At 67.0% G+C, this 18,798-nt stretch carries 17 protein-coding genes; 13 read left to right on the top strand and 4 right to left on the bottom strand.

Going from position 1 to position 18,798, the window contains the following annotated elements; genetic code table 11:
- Positions 1–26 precede the first annotated feature (26 nt).
- From JC881_RS28050 to JC881_RS28015, 8 genes are all read left to right on the top strand, one after another.
- Positions 27–2,039 (top strand): helix-turn-helix domain-containing protein, encoded by a 2,013-nt coding sequence (locus JC881_RS28050; RefSeq protein WP_198788972.1) that lies wholly within the window; start codon positions 27–29, stop codon positions 2,037–2,039.
- A 125-nt stretch (positions 2,040–2,164) separates the two neighbouring features.
- Positions 2,165–2,752 (top strand): NAD(P)H-dependent oxidoreductase, encoded by a 588-nt coding sequence (locus tag JC881_RS28045; RefSeq protein WP_198788971.1) that lies wholly within the window; start codon positions 2,165–2,167, stop codon positions 2,750–2,752.
- A complete protein-coding gene (locus JC881_RS28040; RefSeq protein WP_198788970.1) occupies positions 2,749–4,020 on the top strand; it encodes an amidohydrolase family protein in 1,272 nt (423 codons plus the stop codon). Before JC881_RS28045 ends, JC881_RS28040 begins: the two co-directional genes overlap by 4 nt.
- A gap of 19 nt (positions 4,021–4,039) precedes the next feature.
- Entirely contained in the window at positions 4,040–4,903 is an 864-nt protein-coding gene (locus JC881_RS28035) for a creatininase family protein (protein ID WP_198788969.1), read from the top strand.
- A gap of 65 nt (positions 4,904–4,968) precedes the next feature.
- On the top strand, positions 4,969–5,955 hold the full coding sequence (locus JC881_RS28030; RefSeq protein ID WP_198788968.1) for an ABC transporter substrate-binding protein: 987 nt from the start codon (positions 4,969–4,971) through the stop codon (positions 5,953–5,955).
- Between the two features lie 13 nt (positions 5,956–5,968).
- Positions 5,969–6,799: an ABC transporter ATP-binding protein gene (locus JC881_RS28025; protein ID WP_198788967.1), complete on the top strand. Its 831-nt coding sequence runs from the start codon at positions 5,969–5,971 to the stop codon at positions 6,797–6,799.
- On the top strand, positions 6,796–7,599 hold the full coding sequence (locus JC881_RS28020) for an ABC transporter permease (protein ID WP_198788966.1): 804 nt from the start codon (positions 6,796–6,798) through the stop codon (positions 7,597–7,599). The genes JC881_RS28025 and JC881_RS28020 overlap by 4 nt, the downstream gene beginning before the upstream one ends.
- A 39-nt stretch (positions 7,600–7,638) precedes the next feature.
- Positions 7,639–9,003, top strand: coding sequence for an FAD-binding oxidoreductase (locus tag JC881_RS28015; protein ID WP_198788965.1), 1,365 nt, complete (start codon positions 7,639–7,641; stop codon positions 9,001–9,003).
- A 6-nt stretch (positions 9,004–9,009) separates the two neighbouring features.
- On the opposite strand, the gene lnt is transcribed toward JC881_RS28015, so the two are convergent.
- From lnt to JC881_RS27995, 4 genes are all read right to left on the bottom strand, one after another.
- A complete protein-coding gene (lnt, locus tag JC881_RS28010) occupies positions 9,010–10,590 on the bottom strand; it encodes an apolipoprotein N-acyltransferase (protein ID WP_198788964.1) in 1,581 nt (526 codons plus the stop codon).
- Positions 10,590–11,468, bottom strand: a complete 879-nt coding sequence (locus tag JC881_RS28005) for an HlyC/CorC family transporter (RefSeq protein WP_042581004.1) — start codon at positions 11,466–11,468, stop codon at positions 10,590–10,592. Before JC881_RS28005 ends, lnt begins: the two co-directional genes overlap by 1 nt.
- A 100-nt stretch (positions 11,469–11,568) precedes the next feature.
- Positions 11,569–12,297, bottom strand: a complete 729-nt coding sequence (locus tag JC881_RS28000; protein ID WP_198788963.1) for a GNAT family N-acetyltransferase — start codon at positions 12,295–12,297, stop codon at positions 11,569–11,571.
- Between the two features lie 108 nt (positions 12,298–12,405).
- Entirely contained in the window at positions 12,406–12,879 is a 474-nt protein-coding gene (locus tag JC881_RS27995) for an Lrp/AsnC family transcriptional regulator (protein WP_042581002.1), read from the bottom strand.
- A gap of 148 nt (positions 12,880–13,027) precedes the next feature.
- Here JC881_RS27995 and hppD point away from each other — a divergent pair, with 148 nt between their 5' ends.
- The 5 genes from hppD (at position 13,028) to JC881_RS27970 (ending at position 18,629) form a co-directional block, all read left to right on the top strand.
- On the top strand, positions 13,028–14,155 hold the full coding sequence (hppD, locus tag JC881_RS27990; RefSeq protein WP_198788962.1) for a 4-hydroxyphenylpyruvate dioxygenase: 1,128 nt from the start codon (positions 13,028–13,030) through the stop codon (positions 14,153–14,155).
- 37 nt (positions 14,156–14,192) lie between these two features.
- Positions 14,193–15,002 carry a transporter substrate-binding domain-containing protein gene (locus JC881_RS27985; protein ID WP_198788961.1) on the top strand — a complete coding sequence of 270 codons (810 nt, stop codon included), beginning with the start codon at positions 14,193–14,195 and terminating at the stop codon, positions 15,000–15,002.
- A gap of 19 nt (positions 15,003–15,021) precedes the next feature.
- A complete protein-coding gene (gene phhA / locus JC881_RS27980) occupies positions 15,022–15,894 on the top strand; it encodes a phenylalanine 4-monooxygenase (protein WP_198788960.1) in 873 nt (290 codons plus the stop codon).
- Positions 15,895–16,004: 110 nt separating this feature from the next.
- A complete protein-coding gene (locus tag JC881_RS27975; RefSeq protein WP_198788959.1) occupies positions 16,005–17,696 on the top strand; it encodes an AMP-binding protein in 1,692 nt (563 codons plus the stop codon).
- Complete coding sequence (locus JC881_RS27970; RefSeq protein ID WP_198788958.1) at positions 17,697–18,629, top strand: MBL fold metallo-hydrolase; 933 nt, start codon at positions 17,697–17,699, stop codon at positions 18,627–18,629.
- Positions 18,630–18,798: the final 169 nt, after the last annotated feature.

The raw sequence follows: 18,798 nt of genomic DNA, 5'->3' as shown, positions 1-18,798 counted from the left end.
CATCGTTCTGCTAGCCTTCGCGCCCTATGCCGGCACCGACCCCAGAACGAAAGCGAACGATCGGCCCGTCGCTGGGCCAGACGGCCGACGAGATCGCCCCCGAGCTGATCGGCCTCCTGCACCGCAACGCCTCCGCCGAAGAGTTCGCCGCGTGCCTCGCGCATGTCGAGGCGCTGCCCGATGCGCTGCAGCGCAAGTCGGGCCTGGTGGAACTGGTGCGCATGGCGATGGCCCTGCGCAACCGGCTCGAACTCCACGAACAGCGCGAGCGCGGCATGCTCGCGGTGATCGAGTCGGCGCAGGACCTCTCCAGCCGCCTGGACCTCGCGGGCCTGCTCAAGGCCATCGTGAGCCGCGCGCGCAAGCTGATGGGCGCGCACCTGTGCTGGCTCACGATCTACGACGCGGCGAGCGGCGAGTTCCAGGTGGTGGTGGCCGACGGTGCCATCTCCGACCGCACCGGCAAGATGACGGCCGGCAGGAACCTGGGCGTCGCGGGCATCGTGATGTCCACGCGCCTGCCCTTCTTCACGCCCGACTACCTGCACGACAACCGTTTCGCGCACGACCCCGCGCTGGACGACACCTTCAGGGACGAAGGCGTCGCGGCGCTGGTCGGCGCGCCGCTCATGTGCGACGACAACGTGATCGGCCTGCTCTTCGTGGCCGACCGCTACCACCGCACGCACACGGCGCTGAACGTGTCGATCCTCTGCACGCTCGCCACGCACGCGGCCGTCGCCATCAACAACGCCAAGGCCTTCGCGGAAGCGAAGACGGCGCTGGAGAACGCGGACCTCGCGCGCGCGGAACTGGAGCGGCATGCGCGCGACGTGCAGGAGGCCGCCGAGGCGCACGAGCAGCTGACCTCGCTGCTCGCGAAGGGCGCATCGCTCGGCGCGCTGTGCGAGTCGGTCGCGCAGCTCCTCAACGGCAGCGTGCTGGTGCTCGACGAAGCCAGCGAAGTGATCGGCCGGGCCACCGCGCCGGGCTACGCCGGCACGGCCGCCGATGTCTACGCGCCGCACGATGAACACAGCGCCGCGCTCGCGCAGGCCCTGCGCGAAAGCCGCCAGGCCGGCCGCTCGGCCGTCGCCTACACGCGGGGTGGCGAACTGTGCCGCGCGATCGCGGTGATCGGCGGCAACGACGTGCTCGGCGCGGTGCTGCTCTTCCGGCAGGAGGACCTGCGCGACATTTCGCTGCGCACCTTCGAGCGCAGCTCGAGCGTCATCGGCGTCGTACTGCTGTCGCAGGAACGCGTGGAGGCGAGCAAGAGCCGCGACGTCTCCGCGCTGCTGCACACGCTCATCTCGCCGCGGCAGGACGAACCCGCGTTGACGCAGGACCGCGCCGAGCGCTTCGGCCTCGACCTGTCGCAGCCGATCTCGCTGATGGTGGTCGAGATGGAGCAGCCCCGGCCGGGCTTCTGGGCGCGGCGCCTGCGGGCGGGCGCGCCGTTGTCCGATCTCGTGATGGACGAGGTCGACGGGGTGCTGGTCATCGTGTGCGGCGCGACGAAGGCGCAGGACGTGCTGGCCCAGTTCACCGCGTTCGCCGGCAGCGAGCTCGGCGACGCCTACCGGGGCGTGCTGTCGCGGCCGGTGCGCACGCCCGCCGAGATGCCGGCGCTGTACGCGACGCTGCGGCGCGCGCTGTCAGTGCTGGGGCGGCTGGGCATGCGCGGCAACATCGTCGGGCAGAACGAGATGGCGCTGTACTCCGTGCTGTTCGAGACGCACGACCAGGCGAGCCTGAACACCTTCCTGAACGCGACCATCGGCACCGTGATGGGCCATGACAGGAAGCGCGGATCGGAACTGACCGCCACGCTCTTGGCCTATTTCGACAACAACCAGAACGCGAAGACGACCGCCGCGCGCATGGGCATCCACGTCAACACCGTGCGCCAGCGCCTGGCGAGCGTGGAGGAACTGCTGGGGCACTGGGGCAACGCGAGCCGGGCGCTGGAGATCCACGTGGCGCTGCGGCTCTGGAGCCTGGGCATGTCGGGCGACGCGCCAGTGCTCGAAGGCTGACCCGGCCGGGCCTGCCGGGGCCCTGACAGCGCAATCCGAGGAGAAATCACCAGTCCGGTGCATCCGGACTGGCACGTCGCTTGCATAACCTGACCACTTGCTCTGATTAAGCGGTCAAACACACCATGCGCGTGCTCGTCGTCTACTGCCACCCGGTCGAAACCAGCTTCCATGCGGCCCTGCACCAGGAGGTGCTGAAGAACCTGCGTGCGGCCGGGCACGAGGTGGACGACTGCGACCTGTACGCCGAGGGCTTCAACCCGGTGCTCTCGCGCGAGGAGCGGCTCGGCTACCACGACGTGCCGGCCAACCAACTGCCGCTCAAACGGCATGTCGAGCGGCTGCATTGGGCCGAGGGCATCGTGTTCTGTTTTCCGACGTGGTGCTTCGGGCTGCCCGCGATGCTCAAGGGCTACTTCGACCGGCTCTTCATGCCGGGCGTGGCCTTCGACATCAGCGATCCGGCGAACGTGAAGCCGATGCTCACGCACATCACGCGCATCAGCGCCGTGGTCACCTACGGGCGGCCGCGCTGGCTGGCCTGGTACATGGGCGATCCGCCGCGCAAGATCGTCACGCGCTATATGAAGCGGCTCACCGGGCAGCGCGCCCGCGTGGACTACCACGCCCACTACCACATGAACGTGGCGACCGAGCCCCAGTTGAAGCGCTTCATGGCGCGCGTGGGCCAGGCCATGGCGCGCTTCGCATGAACGCGCCCGTGCTGCTCGACAACGCGCGCTTGCCGCGCTGGTTGCTGCCCGCCGACTGGCCGCAGCGCGATGGCGTGCCGGTGCTCGCGCGCTTCGCGCTCGACGCCGGGCGGGTGCAGTCGGTGCGCCCCATCGACGATGCCGCGCCCTCGCCCCAAAGCTGGGACCTCGCCGGCACCCTCGTGCTCCCCGGCTTCGTCGATGCGCACACGCACCTGGACAAGGCCTTCACGCTGCCGCGCATGAAGCATGTGCAGCCGGGCCTGCTCGGCGCCATCGATGCGATGCTGGCCGACCGCGTGCACTGGAGCGCTGGCGACGTGCGCGAGCGCGCCGCGCGTGGCCTGCAGTGGGCCTGGGAATGCGGCACCACGCATGTGCGCACGCACGTCGACTGGTGGGAGCCCGATGCGGTGCCGCTGGCCTGGCCGGTGCTGGCCGAGCTCGCAGAGGAATGGGCGGGCCGGATTCGGCTGGAACAGGTGAGCCTCATCAAGCTGCCGCTGTTCGAAGACGCGGCGCAGGCGCTGCGCCTCGCGAAACAGGTGAAGGCCACGGGGCCGCATGCGCTGCTCGGCGGCTTCGTGCATTCGACCAACTGGAGCGAGAACGCGCTGCGCAACCTGCTGAATGCGGCGCAGGCCTGCGACCTCGACATCGACCTGCATGTCGACGAGGAACTCAACGCCGCGGCCGTCGGCCTCAAGACCACCGCGCGCATCCTGCGCGAGATCGGCTTCGAAGGCCGCGTCGTCTGCGGCCACATCTGCGCGCTCGCGGCGCAGCCTGAGGCCGAGGCCCTCGCCACGCTCGATGCGGTGGCGCGCGCGCCGATCACCGTCGTTTCGCTGCCCGCGACCAACCTCTTGCTGCAGGACGCGGTGACGGGCCGCACGCCGCGCCTGCGCGGCATCACGCTCGTGAAGGAAGCACGCGAGCGCGGCATTCCGCTCTTGTTCGCGAGCGACAACGTGCAGGACCCGTTCTGCCGGCTCGGCAGCTTCGACCCCGTCGAAGCGCTGGGCACGGCCGCGCTGGTCGCGCAGCTCGACGAACCGTTCGACACCTGGTCGCAGGCGCTGTGCCGCGGCGACTGGCTGCAGCGCGCGCCCGCCACGACGGCGCCCACGCTGGTGGGCGCGAAAGCGGATCTCGTGCTCTTCACGCAGGCCGACCGCCACGGCTGGCCCTCGCGCGCCGCCACCCGCGTGGTGCTGCGCGACGGCCGCGTGACGCACGGCGACGCGACGCCCTTCTTTCCCAAGTAAGCAAAGAACAAGGACTCCCATGCTCCACGGCTACATCCCGCCCCACCGCTTCCTGCCCTACCTGAGCTGGACCGAAATCGCGGCGCTCCCCGACCGCGAGAACACGGTCATCGTGCTGCCCTGCGGCGCCATCGAGCAGCACGGCCCGCACCTGCCGTGCTCGGTCGACAGCGTGATCGCCTCGGGCGTGATGGGCCGGGCGCTCGAGAAATTGCCCGCCGAGGTGCGCGCCTTCGCGCTGCCCACCATCACCTACGGCAAGTCGGAAGAGCACCTGCACTTCCCCGGCACGATGACGCTCACCGGCACCACGCTGCTCTCGACGGTGACCGAGATCGGCGAGTCGGTCTACCGCGCGGGTTTCAGGAAGCTCCTGTTCGCCAACGGCCACGGCGGCCAGCCGCAGGTGCTGGAGATGGCGGCGCGCGAGCTGCGGCTTCGGCATGGCGACTACGTGGTGGTGCCGCACGGCGTGTCACGCCTGCCGAACGCGTCGAGCAAGCAGATCAGCGAGCAGGAAAAGCGCTTGTCGATGCACGCCGGCCATTCGGAGACCGCGCTGATGCTCGCGCTCGCGCCCGACACGGTGCACATGGAGCGCGCGGCGGCCAACTTTCCGCCGCCCTTCCCGATCAAGCTGCTGTCGGCCGACGGCCGCCCGGCCTGCGCCTGGACCGCGCGCGACTTCGGACCGAGCGGCGTGATCGGCGACCCGACCAGCGCCACGCGCGAGCAGGGCATCGAGATCCTGGAGACGCTCTCCGACAGCTGGGTGCAGGCGCTGACCGAGCTGCATGCGCTGCGCTGGGTGGTGCGTGAGGAGCCCACCTGGGAGCGCGGCCACCAGCAGGGCTTCATCCAGCAGTCGTTCGCTCCCGCCTGAGGCGCGCGGCGCACGTCTTGCATCGGCTTTCTTCTTTTTCATCCAGCCTTCGAGAGGTCCCCACCATGCGTTCCTTCGCTCTTTCCCTGGCCGGCGCCGCCGCGCTGTCGCTGTTCACCGCGGTCGCACCCGCGCATGCGGAAGACAAGTTCACCTACATGACCAACTGGTACGCGCAGGCCGAGCACGGCGGCTTCTACCAGGCGGTGGCGCAAGGCATCTACAAGAAGTACGGGCTGGACGTGACCATCAAGATGGGCGGCCCGCAGGTCAACATCACGCAGATGATGGCGGCCGGCCAGGCCGACTGCATCATGGGCTCGAGCGACATCCAGATGATGCAGGTGCGCGAAGGCGGCGTGCCGGTGGTCAACGTCGCGGCCTTCTTCCAGAAGGACCCGCAGGTGCTGATCGCGCACGAGGACGTGAAGAAGTTCGAGGACCTCAAGGGCAAGACGCTGCTGATCGGCGCGCAGGCCAATCGCGGCTACTGGCCGTGGCTCAAGGCCAAGTTCGGCCTCACCGACGAACAGACGCGCCCCTACACCTTCAACATCCAGCCCTTCGTGGCGGACAAGAACACCGCGCAGCAGGGCTACCTGACGTCGGAGCCCTACGCCATCCAGAAGGCCGGCGTGAAGAGCACGGTGCTGATGTTCAGCGACCACGGCTTTCCCGCGTATGCGACCACGGTGTCGTGCATGGAGAAGACGGTGAAGGACCGCAGCAAGCAGGTCGCCGCGTTCGTGAAGGCCTCGGCCGAGGGCTGGAAGAGCTACCTGGCCGACCCGGCGCCGGCCAACGCGCTCATCAAGAAGGACAACCCCAACATGACCGACGACCAGCTGGCCTACAGCGTGGCCAAGCTCAAGGAGATGGGCATGGTCACCGGCGGCGACGCGGCCAAGCTGGGCATCGGCGTGATGACCGATGCGCGTGCCAAGGCGAGCTACGACTTTCTCGTGACCTCGAAATTGCTCGACCCCGCGAAGGTCCAGTTGGCCAAGACGTACACGACTGAATTCGTCAAAGACGCCAAGGTTCTGCCCTGAATTTCGCCGCGCCATGAATCGCATCGAACCCCACACCCTCGCGCCGCCAGTGGCGCCTGCCGTGCCCGCGGTGGAAGTGCTCTCGGCCGAGAAGACCTACCCCAACGGCACGCAGGCGCTGCTGCCGGTGGACCTGTCGATCGCCGAAGGCGAGTTCGTCACGCTGCTCGGGCCCTCGGGCTGCGGCAAGAGCACGCTGCTCAAGATGGTGGCGGGCATGCTGGAGCCGACCGACGGGCGCCTCCTGGTGTGGCGCAAGCCCGTGAGCCAGTTGCACGACAGCGCGCGGCGCATGTCCTTCGTGTTCCAGTCGCCCACGCTGATGCCGTGGGCCAGCGTGCAGACCAATGTGCGGCTGCCGCTGGACCTGGCCGGCGTGCCTCGCAAGGAGGCCGATGCGCGTGTGACGGAATCGCTCGCGCTCGTGGGCCTCGAGAAGTTCGCCGGCGCGCTGCCGCGTGCGCTCTCGGGCGGCATGCAGATGCGCGTGTCGATCGCGCGCGGGCTGGTCACGCAGCCCGACCTGCTCCTGATGGACGAGCCCTTCGGCGCGCTCGACGAGATCACGCGCCACAGGCTCGATGCCGACCTGCTGGAGCTCTGGCGCAAGAAGAAGCTCACGGTGATCTTCGTGACGCACTCGATCCATGAGGCCGTGTTCCTGTCGAGCCGCGTGGTGATGATGGCCGCGCGCCCTGGCCGCGTGGTGGAGCAGTTCCAGATCGATGAGCCCTATCCGCGCAGCGCCGATTTCATGGTGACGCCCGAGTTCGCGAAGTATGCGAAGCGGCTGCAGGACAGCCTGCTGCGCGCGAGCCAGGGCGACGAGGAGCACGCGCGATGAAGCGCACGCCGCTCCTGAATCAACCGCGCGTGCAGCGCGTGCTGTACCCGGTGCTGATCGGCGTGGTGCTGGTCGCGCTCTGGCAGTGGATGGTGGTGGCGATGGAGCTGCCGCCCTATCTCGTGCCCTCGCCTTACCTCATGATGCAGACGCTGGTGACCGACTGGGCGCCGCTGGGCAACGCGCTCCTGGTCACGCTCAAGATCACCGTGCTGTCGTTCGCGCTGGCGACGGTGGCGGGCGTGCTGATCTCGTTTCTCTTCGTGCAGAGCAAGCGCATCGAGACCGCGCTCTTTCCGTATGCGGTGCTCTTGCAGGTGACGCCCATCGTCGCGGTGGCACCGCTCATCATCATCTGGGTGAAGAACCCGGTGGCGGCGATGACGGTGTGCGCGGCGCTGGTGGCGCTGTTCCCGATCATCAGCAACACGACGCTGGGGCTGCGCAGCATTGACCCCGATCTGCAGAGCTATTTCAAGCTGAACCGCGCGACGCGCTGGCAGCAGCTGGTGCGCTTGCGCATTCCGAGCGCGCTGCCGTATTTCTTCGGCGGGCTGCGCATCTCCAGCGGCCTCGCGCTGATCGGCGCGGTGGTGGCGGAGTTCGTCGCGGGCACCGGCGGCTCGGGCGCGGGGCTCGCGTACCAGATTCTGCAGGCGGGCTTCCAGCTGAACATTCCGCGCATGTTCGCGGCGCTCTTGCTGATCTCGCTGACCGGCGTGGCGCTCTTCGTGCTGATGGCCTGGCTCACCAAGGTGGCGCTGGGCTCGTGGCATGCGAGCGAACTTTCCCAAGATTGACATTGCTGACATTGACGAATTGACGAATTGACGACGACCATGAACGCTCCCGCCTCCGCCATCGAGCAGTTGCTGCTCGAACTGCCCGACCTCGACTGGATCACCGACGAAGGGCGCGTCACGCGGCTCTCGCAGGACTTCTCGTGGTTCAGCCCCGTGCTGAATCGCCAGCTCAAAGACAAGCGCGCCGACGTGGTCGTGCGGCCGCGCAGCGAGGACGAGATCCGCGCCGTCGTGGGTGCGTGCGCGCGCCGCGGCGTGCCGATCGTCATTCGCGGCAGCGGCACCGGCAACTACGGCCAGACCACGCCGCTCGCGGGTGGCGTGGTGCTCGACATGACGGGCTACAACGCGTGCCTGTGGGTGCAGCCCGGCGTGGCGCGCGCGCAGGCCGGCATCCGCCTGGGCGAACTGGAGAAACAGACGAAGCCCTCGAGGCAGGAGATGCGCTGCGTGCCGTCCACCTACCGCAGCGCGACGCTCGGTGGCCTGTTCGGCGGCGGCTTCGGCGGCGTGGGCTCGATTAACTACGGGCCGCTCGGCGCGCCCGGCAACGTGCTCGGCATCCGCGCGATGACGATCGAGCCTGAGCCGCAGATCGTCGAGCTTCGCGGCGCCGAGGCGATGCGCATGCACCACCTGTGGGGCACCAACGGGCTCGTGCTGGAGCTGGAGGTGGCGCTCGCGCCCGCGCATCCGTGGCTCGAGACGCTGGTGACTTTCGACAGTTTCGAGAACGCGCTGCACTTCGCCGACAAGCTCGCGAACGGGCCGGGCATCGTGAAGCGCGAGATCGCATTCTTCGCGGCGCCCATCTCCGATCACCTCGCGCAGCTCGCGGCGCACCTGCCCAAGGGTTGCCACACGGTGCTGTCGCTGGTCGCCGAATCGTGCGAGCCGGCGCTGCTGCAACTGGCAGAGGCGCACGGCGGCACCGTGGGCTATCGCAAGACCGCGGCCGAGGTGCAGAAGAGCAACCGCACGCTGATGGAATTCACCTGGAACCACACGACGCTGCATGCGCTGAAGGTGGACCCCACGCTGACCTATCTGCAGAGCGGGTTCATCCCCGGCAGGCACGTCGAGCAGATCGTCGAGATGGAAAAACTGCTGGGCGGCGAGGTGATGATGCACGTCGAGTTCATCCGCAACGTCGCGGGGCTCATGACGTGCAGCGGGCTGCAGCTGGTGCGTTTCAGCACCGAGGCGCGGCTCGCGGAGATCATCGACATCCACCGCGCGCACCATGTGCACATCAACAACCCGCACGTGAACATCGTGGAAGACGGCAAGGCGGGCGGGCCGCTGCCGCCCGAGATCATCGCGGTGAAGCAGCGCTTCGATCCGATGGGTTTGCTGAACCCGGGCAAGCTGCGCGACTGGCCGGTGCGGCCCGCGAGCTGAAGGCGCTCAGCGCTGGCGGCGGCCCATCGCGAAGGCGATGGCGACGACCGCGAGCATCGCGATCCACAGCGGCCACAGGCCGAACGGCGCCACCCAGCGCGCATAAGGCGTGAGCCCGGTGCGGCCTTCGACCGTGGCTTCGAGCACGCCGCGCGTGAGGCGCGGCAGCTGGTGCGTCACGCGGCCTTCGGCATCGATGACGACGGTGGCGCCCGTGTTCGTGGCGCGCACCATCGGCCGCGCGAATTCGAGCGAACGCATGCGCGAGATGGCCAGGTGCTCGTCGATGGCGACCGAGTCGCCGAACCACGCGATGTTGCTCACGTTGAGCAGGATGGTGGGCGCGCTCGCCGCGTCGCGGAAGTTCGCGCCGATCTCGTCGCCGAACAAGTCTTCGTAGCAGATGTTGGGCGCGATGCGCTGGCCCTGCCAGACGAACGGCGCCTGCGCGAGGCCGCCGCGCTGGAAGTCGCCGAGCGGGATGTTCATCATCTGGATGAACCAGCGAAAGCCCGGCGGAATGAATTCGCCGAAGGGCACGAGGTGGTGCTTGCTGTACCGGTACGGCTGCGTGGCACCGGGCTGGAAGCCGAGCACCGCGTTGCTGTAGCCGGCGCGGTCGCCCAGCGGGAGGCCGACGATGGCGGCCTGCGTGCCGCTGCTGTAGCGCGCCTCGATCGCTTCTAGGTAGCCGGCCGGCAATTGCTGCGGCAGCAGGGGCACGGCGGTTTCGGGCGTGACGACGAGCGAGGCCTTGGCGTCGCGCAGTTGTTCGCCGTACCAGCGCAGGGCGGTCTCGATGCCGCCGCCGGGAATGAATTTCTCGTCTTGCGGGATGTTGCCTTGCAGGAGCGCGACCTGGAGGCTGCCGGTGCTGGCGCCGCGCAGTGACGGCGTGATGTGCGGGAATGCGAACACGAGCGCGACCAGCACCAGTGCCCCGACGGCTTCGGTAATGCGTGACAGGGACAGCAGCGCGATGAGCGCCATCGCGAACGCGGCGACAGCGCCGATGCCATAGACGCCGATCCACGGCGCCCACGCGGCCAGTGGACCTTCGACGTGCGCATAGCCGCTGGCGCCCCACGGAAAGCCGGTGAACCAGCTGCCGCGCACGAGCTCGGCGAGCGTCCAGAGTGCGGCAAAGACCAGCGCGCCAGTGATGCGCCCCTTCGGCCCGCGCACCACGAACCATGCGGCCGCGACGGCGTAGTACAGCCCGAGTGCCGCCGCGAGCGCGAGCACGGCAATGGCCGCGAGCGGCGCCGGCATGCCGCCGTAGGTGTGCATCGAGATGAAGAGCCACCAGAAGCTGCCGGTAAGCCAGGTGGTCGAGAAGAGCCAGGCGTGAAGGCCGGCGCGGCGCCACCCGGCGCCCTCGGCGCGCAGGCTGCCGAGCAGCCAGACCAGGGCGCCCATCGAAAGGAGTTGAAGCCACCACAGCGGCCTGCCGTCGAGCGGCCAGGCGATCGACAGCGCCTGGGCCATTCCGGCCAGCACGAGGCCGGGCAGTCGAAACCGGGCAACCGCGGGGGAGGCGCGCAAGGCGTGAGAGGGGCGCGCCGTCGCTGCTTGAGGCAGCGGCATCAGTCGGCCGCGTCGCCGCCGCGCGCCGGCGACACCTTGAACCAGCGCACCGCGCCGCCCTTGGTGTGCAGCACCACGAAGTCGAAGCCGCCCATCGCATGGTGTTCGCCGCGCTTGGGCACGTGGCCCATCTCGTGGGCGATGAGGCCGCCGATGGTGTCGAAGTCTTCGGAGAGCTGCTCTTCGTCGAACACGATGCCGAAGGCCTCGGCCACGCGCTCGATGGGCGTGTCGCCCGAGACGCGGTAGGTGTGGTCGGCCAGGCCGAAGATGTCGCCCTCGTCCTCGGCGATGTCGAACTCGTCCTCGATCTCGCCCACGATCTGCTCGAGCACGTCCTCGATGGTGATGAGGCCGGCCACGCGGCCGAACTCGTCGATGACGATGGCCAGGTGGTTGCGGTTGCCGCGGAATTCGCGCAGGAGGTCGTTCAGGCCCTTGCTCTCGGGCACGAAGGTGGCCGGACGCAGCAGCGCGCGGATGTTCAGGCCCGGCGCGCGCTGCAGCTTGAGCAGGTCCTTGGCGAGCAGGATGCCGATGATGTTTTCTTTTTCGCCCTCGTACACCGGGAAGCGCGAGTGCGCCGTGTCGATGATGAGGTGCAGCAGCGCATCGAAGGGCGCATCGATGTTGATGGCATCCATGCGCGGCGCGGCGACCATGACGTCGCCGGCGGTCATGTCGGCCATGCGCAGCACGCCTTCGAGCATCACGCGCGACTCGGCGCCGATCACCTCGTTGTCCTCGGCGTCCGCCAAGGTTTCGATCAACTCGTCGCGCGAGTCGGGTCCGGGGTGGATGAATTCGGCAAGCTTCTGGAGGAAGCCGCGCTTGTCTTCCCGTTCTACGGGTGCGCGTTCAGGGTGAGGTTCGGCCACTGCGGGAGGGCGTAGTTGAAGAGAGGCAAGGATAACGGATTGCGTGTGACACGCTCTACCGCACAGGCGTCACAGGCCGTTTCATTGGCCTTGGGGACGCTCAAGGCGCAGATTTACGTCGGGCGTCTCTCATGCCGCTGCGCACTTCCTGCAGGCTGGCCAGGAAGGCCCAGAACTGCTTGGCGCGGCTCTTGAGCGCGAAGTCGACCGCGGCGTAGTGCTCCAGGGCGATTTCACTCATGCGGCTGTCGAAGGTGGCCTCAGGCAGCTGCAGATGCGCTTCGGCTTCGGCGCCGCTGCGCACTACGGTGGCGCCGGCGTTGCGGGCGATCTTGAGCATGGCGGCGTTTTCGCTCAGCGCATGGATGAAGAGCATGCCCACGCCTTCGTTGCGGGCCACGACCACCGCGCGCTCGAAAAGGCGCGCGCCGTAGCCGCGGCCACGGGCGTGCGCCGAGACCGAGACGCCGAATTCGGCGCAGTCGCTGTGCTGGTCGCCGGGCGCGAAGGCCAGGTGGGACATCGCGATGAGTTCGAGACGGCGGTTGTAGATGCCGAACATCTCGTCGCGCTCGAAATCCAGGTTGTCCACGTAGCGCTGGATCTGCTCGTCGGCCGCGGCGTAGCCGAAGCGCAGGTACCGGTCGTGGGGGGTGAGCGCAAAGAGATGCTGCGCGATGCGCTCCCGCTCGCGGGGGCCGATCGAGCGGATCGGCACCATGACGGGCTGGGGCGACGAGACGGCGCGTGGCTGGGTCTCAACCATCGGCGCTTTCAGGAAAGAGCCGAGGCCGAGAGACGCTTTGAGAAGGGTCTTGGCGGTAAGCATGGGTTGAATGTAAGGGTTTTCCCTTAATCAACAAGCCCGCAAGGACACTTCTGGGACACATTCGTGACCCAATACCAAAGCCCGTGGCGCCCGAGCAACCTTGTGTGGCTAAACGGGAACAGCCGTTGTGGCCTTGACACGGTCCAGCACGAAGCTGGTCTTGCAGTCTTCCACGCTGGGGTGCTTGAGCAGGGTGTCCATGATGAAGCGGCTGTAGTGCGCCATGTCGGCCACCACCACGCGCAACAGGTAGTCCATGTCGCCCGTGAGGGCCGCGCATTCGACCACCTCGGGCCAGGTCTGCACGCTGGCGCGGAACAGGTCCATCGGGTTGCGCTTGTGGGTCTCGGTGTGCTTTTCGAGCCGCACGTTCAGGTAGGCCGTGAGGCCCAGGCCGATGACCTCGGGACGCACGAGGGCCACGTAGCGGTCGATGACCCCGCTCTCTTCCAGGCGCTTGACCCGCCGCAGCACCGCGCTGGGCGACAGGCTGACCTGCTCGGCGAGCTGGTCGTAAGTTGCGCGCCCGTCTGCTTGCAGCGTGCGCAAAATGAGCCGATCTATCTTGTCGAGTGCTTCCATTCTTCTATTTTTGCAGTTTTACTGCGCATTTGCCATCCAACGCGCCCAACAACGCTGAAAACTTGAGCGGCATCCAACCTACATTGCAGCACTGGCGTTTTTCGCCTATCCCTTACCTATTCGATCCCCCACTTTCTGGAGACCGCACATGAGCCAAGCCGACGCACCCGCCTTCACCCCTTGGGAGAACCCCATGGGCACCGACGGCTTCGAATTCATCGAATACGCGGCACCGGACCCGGTCGCCATGGGCAAGGTGTTCGAGCGCATGGGCTTCACGGCCGTGGCCAAGCACCGCCACAAGAACGTGCTGCTGTACCGCCAGGGCACGATCAACTTCATCCTGAATGCCGAGCCCGATTCGTTCGCGCAGCGCTTTGCGCGCGAGCACGGCCCGAGCGTCTGCGCCATCGCCTTTCGCGTGCAGGACGCCAAGCAGGCCTACGAGCGCGCCACCGCGCTGGGCGCCTGGGGCTTCGCCGACAAGGCCGGCCCGGGCGAACTGAACATCCCCGCCATCAAGGGCGTGGGCGACAGCCTGATCTACCTGGTGGACCGCTGGCCCGGCAAGAACGGCGCGCAGCCGGGCGACATCGGCAACATCGGCTTCTACGACGTGGACTTCGAGGCGCTGCCGGGCGTGTCGCCGCAGCAGGCGCTGTCGCCGGTGGGCAATGGCCTCACCTACGTCGACCACCTGACGCACAACGTGTACCGCGGCCGCATGAACGTGTGGGCCGGCTTCTACGAGAAGCTCTTCAACTTCCGCGAGATCAAGTACTTCGACATCGAAGGCCAGGTGACGGGCGTGAAGAGCAAGGCCATGACCAGCCCCTGCGGCAAGATCCGCATCCCGATCAACGAAGAGGGCAAGGAGCAGGCCGGCCAGATCCAGGAGTACCTGGACATGTACAAGGGCGAGGGCATCCAGCACATCGCGATGGGCTCGGACAACCTGTACGACACCGTCGATGCGATGCGCGCCAAGGGCGTCGTGCTGCTGGACACCATCGACACGTACTACGAGCTGGTCGACAAGCGCATCCCCGAGCACGGCGAGAGCGTGGCCGAGCTGAAGAAGCGCAAGATCCTGATCGACGGCAAGAAGGACGCGCTGCTGCTGCAGATCTTCAGCGAGAACCAGCTGGGCCCGATCTTCTTCGAGTTCATCCAGCGCAAGGGCGACGACGGCTTCGGCAACGGCAACTTCAAGGCGCTGTTCGAGAGCATCGAGCTCGACCAGATGCGCCGCGGCGTGCTGACCGCCGCAAAATAAGGGCCCCTTCAACCGCCCTTGTTCATCAGGAGCCAGCATGCGCAGCAGCACGTCTTCGATCGGTTTGACCTTCATCGCGGCGGCTGCCGCCGTTCTCTCGGGTTGCGCGATGGCGCCGGCGGCCACGCCCGCGGCCACGGCAGCTTCGCACCTGGACGCGGTGCAGAAGGCCGCCGTGCTGCGCATCTGCACGCCGGGCGACTACAAGCCCTTCAGCTTCCAGAAGACCGATGCCTCGTTCGAAGGCATCGACGTCGACCTGATGACGGGCTTCAGCGCGAGCCTGGGCGCCAAGCCCGAGTGGATCAAGACCACCTGGGCCAACCTGCTGCCGGACCTGGCAGCGGGCAAGTGCGACATCGCCGTGGGCGGCGTGTCGGTCACCACCGACCGGCAAAAGCGCGCGTTCTTCAGCGCGCCCTACATGGTCAACGGCAAGACGCCGATCGCGCGCTGCGCCGACGTGGCCAAGTACCAGAGCGTCGCGGCGATCGACCAGCCTTCGACGCGCGTCATCTTCAATCCGGGCGGCAGCAACGAGCGCTTCGCCCGCACCAACTTCAAGCAGGCCAAGCTCACGCTGCACGGCGAAAACGTGACGATCTTCGACGAGATCCTGGCCAACCGCGCCGACGTGTTCGTCACCGAGGCGGCCGAGGCCATCACGCAGCAGAAGCTCAAGCCGGGCCTGTGCGCGGTGAACCCCGACAAGCCGCTGCAGTACGGCGAGATGGCCTGGATGCTGCCGCGCGACGACGTGGCCTTCAAGTCGTACGTAGACCAGTGGCTGCACCTGCAGCAGGCCGGCGGCGACTTCCAGCGCACGATGGACCGCTGGCTCAAATAACCCGAGAAACACGATTCCCATGGATACCCCCGCCGCCGTTGTCATTCCCGCCGTCTATGGCGCCTCCGATCGCCCGCCGCGCGGCGACTACTCGCGCGGGGGCTCGGTGCAGGCCGACTACACCTGCCCGCAGGACTGGGCCAGCTACACGGCGGCCGACCACGACACCTACAGGCGGCTCTACGAGCGGCAGGCTGCGCAGTTGCCGGGCCTGGCCTGCGATGCGTTCATCCACGCACTGCCTTCGCTGGGCGTGAAGGACCGCATCCCGCACTTCGACGAAATCAACGAGCGGCTGCACAAGGCCACGGGCTGGGAGATCGTCGCGGTGCCGGGGCTGATTCCGGAGCTGCCGTTCTTCACGCTGCTGGCGAACCGCAAGTTCCCGGTGACCGACTGGATCCGCAAGCCCGAGGAGTTCAACTACATCGTCGAGCCCGACGTGTTCCACGACCTCTTCGGCCATGTGCCGATGCTGTTCGATCCGACCTTCGCCGACTACGTGCAGCGCTATGGCGCGGGCGGCATCAAGGCGCACGAGCTGGGCGCGGGCGAGAAGCTCTCGCGGCTGTACTGGTACACGGTGGAGTTCGGCCTGATCCGCCAGCCGGACGGACTGCGCGCCTACGGCGCCGGCATTCTGAGCTCGGTGGGCGAGCTCCAGCACGCGGTGCTCAGCGACGAGCCGCGCCGGCTGCCGCTCGACCTGCTGCGCGCCATGCGCACGCGCTACAAGATCGACACCTACCAGAGCAACTACTTCGTGATCGAAGACTTCGCGCAGCTCTTCGATCTCACGGCGCCGGACTTCACGCCGATCTACGAGGCGCTGGAGGTCCAGGCCGACATCGAGCCCGGCGTGCTGCTGCCGGGCGAGACCGGCAAGGCCTGACGCACGGTCGTGATCTATCGCCTGCGCGACAGCGCGCGCAGGCACCCTAGGACAAGCCCGCTGGCGGCTGGGAGCACCTGGCTCCCACAATCCGCGCCAAAGGAGCTTGCATGCAGACATCCGCGCGACAGAACTATCCGGCCGGTGTGCCTCAGGAGATCGATCCCGAGCAATACCGGTCACTGCCCCACATGTTCGAGGAGGCGTTCGGTCGCTACAAGGACCGGCCGTTCTCGGTCTGCATGGAGCGCTGGATGAACTACGGCGAGCTCGATGTGCTGTCCAAGGCGCTGGGTGCCTGGCTGCAATCGAAGGGGCTGGAGCCCGGGGCGCGCGTGGCGATCATGCTGCCCAATATTCCGCAGTTCGCGGTGACGATGTGCGGCATCCTGCGCGCGGGCTATACCTGCGTGAACGTGAATCCGCTCTACACCGCGCGCGAACTGGAGCACCAGCTCAAGGACTCGGGCGCGACGGCGATCGTCATCCTCGAGAACTTCGCGTCCACGCTGGAGCAGGTGATCGAGCGCACGCCGGTCAAGCACGTGGTGATGACCTCGATGGGCGATCTGCTCGGCGGCCTGTATGGCGCGTGGATCACGATCGCCGTGCGCCACCTGGCCAAGATGGTGCCGCCGTACAAGCTGCCGCTGAGCGACGGGCGCACGGTGACGCCGTTCACGCAAGCCATCGCCGAAGGCCGCGGGCGCACGCTGGCGGCGGACCAGAGCACGCTCGATTCGATCGCCTTCCTGCAGTACACCGGCGGTACGACCGGCCTGTCGAAGGGCGCGGTGCTCACGCACCGCAACATCGTCGCGGCGACGCTGCAGGCCGAGGCGTGGTTCACGCCGGCGCTGTCTCGCGCCGGCGACCTCGCGAAGGTCAACAGCATCGCGGCGCTGCCGCTGTATCACATCTTCGCGCTGACGCTGTGCCTGCTGGTGATCCGCCAGGGCTCGCACATGACGCTGATCCCGAACCCACGCGACTTCGACAAGTTCATCGCGGTGCTCAAGAAGCGGCCGTTCCACATGCTGCCGGCGGTGAACACGCTGTTCAATGCGCTCTTGATGCATCCGGAGTTCAAGTCGATCGATTTCTCGACGCTGTTCGTCTCGCAGGCGGGCGGCATGGCCGCATCGGAAGGCACGGCGCGCAAGTGGTTCGAGGCGACGGGCTGTCCGATGATCGAAGGCTGGGGCATGAGCGAGACCTGCGCGATCGGCACGAACAACCCGGTGTCGAACACCAAATTCACCGGGACGATCGGGTTGCCGCTGCCGAGCATCGAGATCGCGATCAAGGACGACGACGGCAACTCGATGCCGGTGGGCGAATCGGGCGAGCTGTGCATCAAGGGCCCGAACGTGATGACGGGCTACTACAACCAGCCCGCGGAGACCGCTGCCGCGTTCACCGCCGATGGCTTCATGCGGACGGGCGATATCGCCGTGATGCAGGAAGATGGCTACAGCCGCATCGTCGATCGCAAGAAGGACATGATCCTGGTGAGCGGCTTCAACGTGTTCCCGAACGAGTTGGAGAACGTGATTTCGCTGTGCCCCGGTGTTGTCGAATGCGCGGCGGTGGGCGTTCCCGACGAGAAGCAGGGCGAGGCGATCAAGGTCTTCGTGGTGCGCAGGGACCCGAACCTGACCGAAGACGCGGTGCTGCAGTACTGCAACGGGCAACTCACTGGCTACAAGCGGCCCAAGCACATCGAGTTTCGCGATTCGCTGCCGAAGACGAATGTCGGGAAGATCCTGCGGCGCGAGCTTCGCACCAGTGCGGGTGCCTGAATGAACCAGGCCGCGGCGAGCGCCGGCTTGCCGGCGAATGTCGTCGTGTTCGAGCGCGGGTGGCTGTCGTCGAACAACATCCTGTTCGTCGGGGCGGACGAGACCGCGCTGGTCGACACCGGCTATGCCACGCATGCCGAGCAGACGTTGGCGCTGGTCGAGTCGGCGCTGGGCTCCCGGCCGCTGGACCGCGTGCTGAATACGCATCTGCACAGCGACCATTGCGGCGGGAACGCGGCGTTGCAGCAGCGCTATCCGGCACTTCGAACGGATATTCCCCCAGGGGAAGCGGCGCTGGTGGAGCGATGGGACGAGAGCGCCTTGAGTTTTCTTGCGACCGGGCAGGTCTGTCCTCGCTTTCGGTTCACCGGATTGCTGCGGCCGGGGACGGAGTGCCAGCTTGGTGACAGCGCGTGGGAAGTCCACGGTGCGCCAGGCCATGATCCGCACTCGATCATTCTGTTCGATCCGGCTTCGCGGACGCTGATCTCGGCCGACGCGTTATGGGAGAACGGTTTTGGTGTTGCATTTCCCGAACTGGCGGGGGAGCCGTCTTTTGGCGATATCGCGGCGACGCTCGATTGCATTGAGGAGCTTGCGCCGTTGCGGGTGATTCCTGGGCACGGCCGAGTGTTCAACGACGTCGACGGTGCGCTGATCACTGCGCGTCGTCGTCTGGCTGGGCTGCAGCGCGATCCGGTGAAGCATGCGCGGCATGCGATCAAGGTGTTGATGAAGTTCAAGCTGCTGGAAGTGCAGCACATCTCGCGCGAGGACTGGTCGGCGTGGCTTCGAAGCACACCTTACCTGGACGCTATTCGTCTTCGTTTCTTTGCTGACGAGGCGTTGGATCAATTGACCGAAGATATCTTGGGCGAATTGATTGCCGCTGGTGCAGCGGAGATGGACTCCTTGGGTATTCGCAATACCTGAATCCGGCTTCTCCGAATAAGAAAAAGCGCGCCATCTAAGATGTCCGCGCTTTTTATTTACTTTCCGATTCCCCAAAGCAAAAAACCCCAGTCAGTAATCTGACTGGGGTTTTCCGGGCTGTAAGAGCCTGACGATGACCTACTTTCACACGGGAACCCGCACTATCATC

Source organism: Variovorax sp. IB41 (assembly GCF_016405905.1).
GTDB lineage: Bacteria > Pseudomonadota > Gammaproteobacteria > Burkholderiales > Burkholderiaceae_C > Variovorax.
This window is presented reverse-complemented; position numbering and strand designations above follow the sequence as displayed.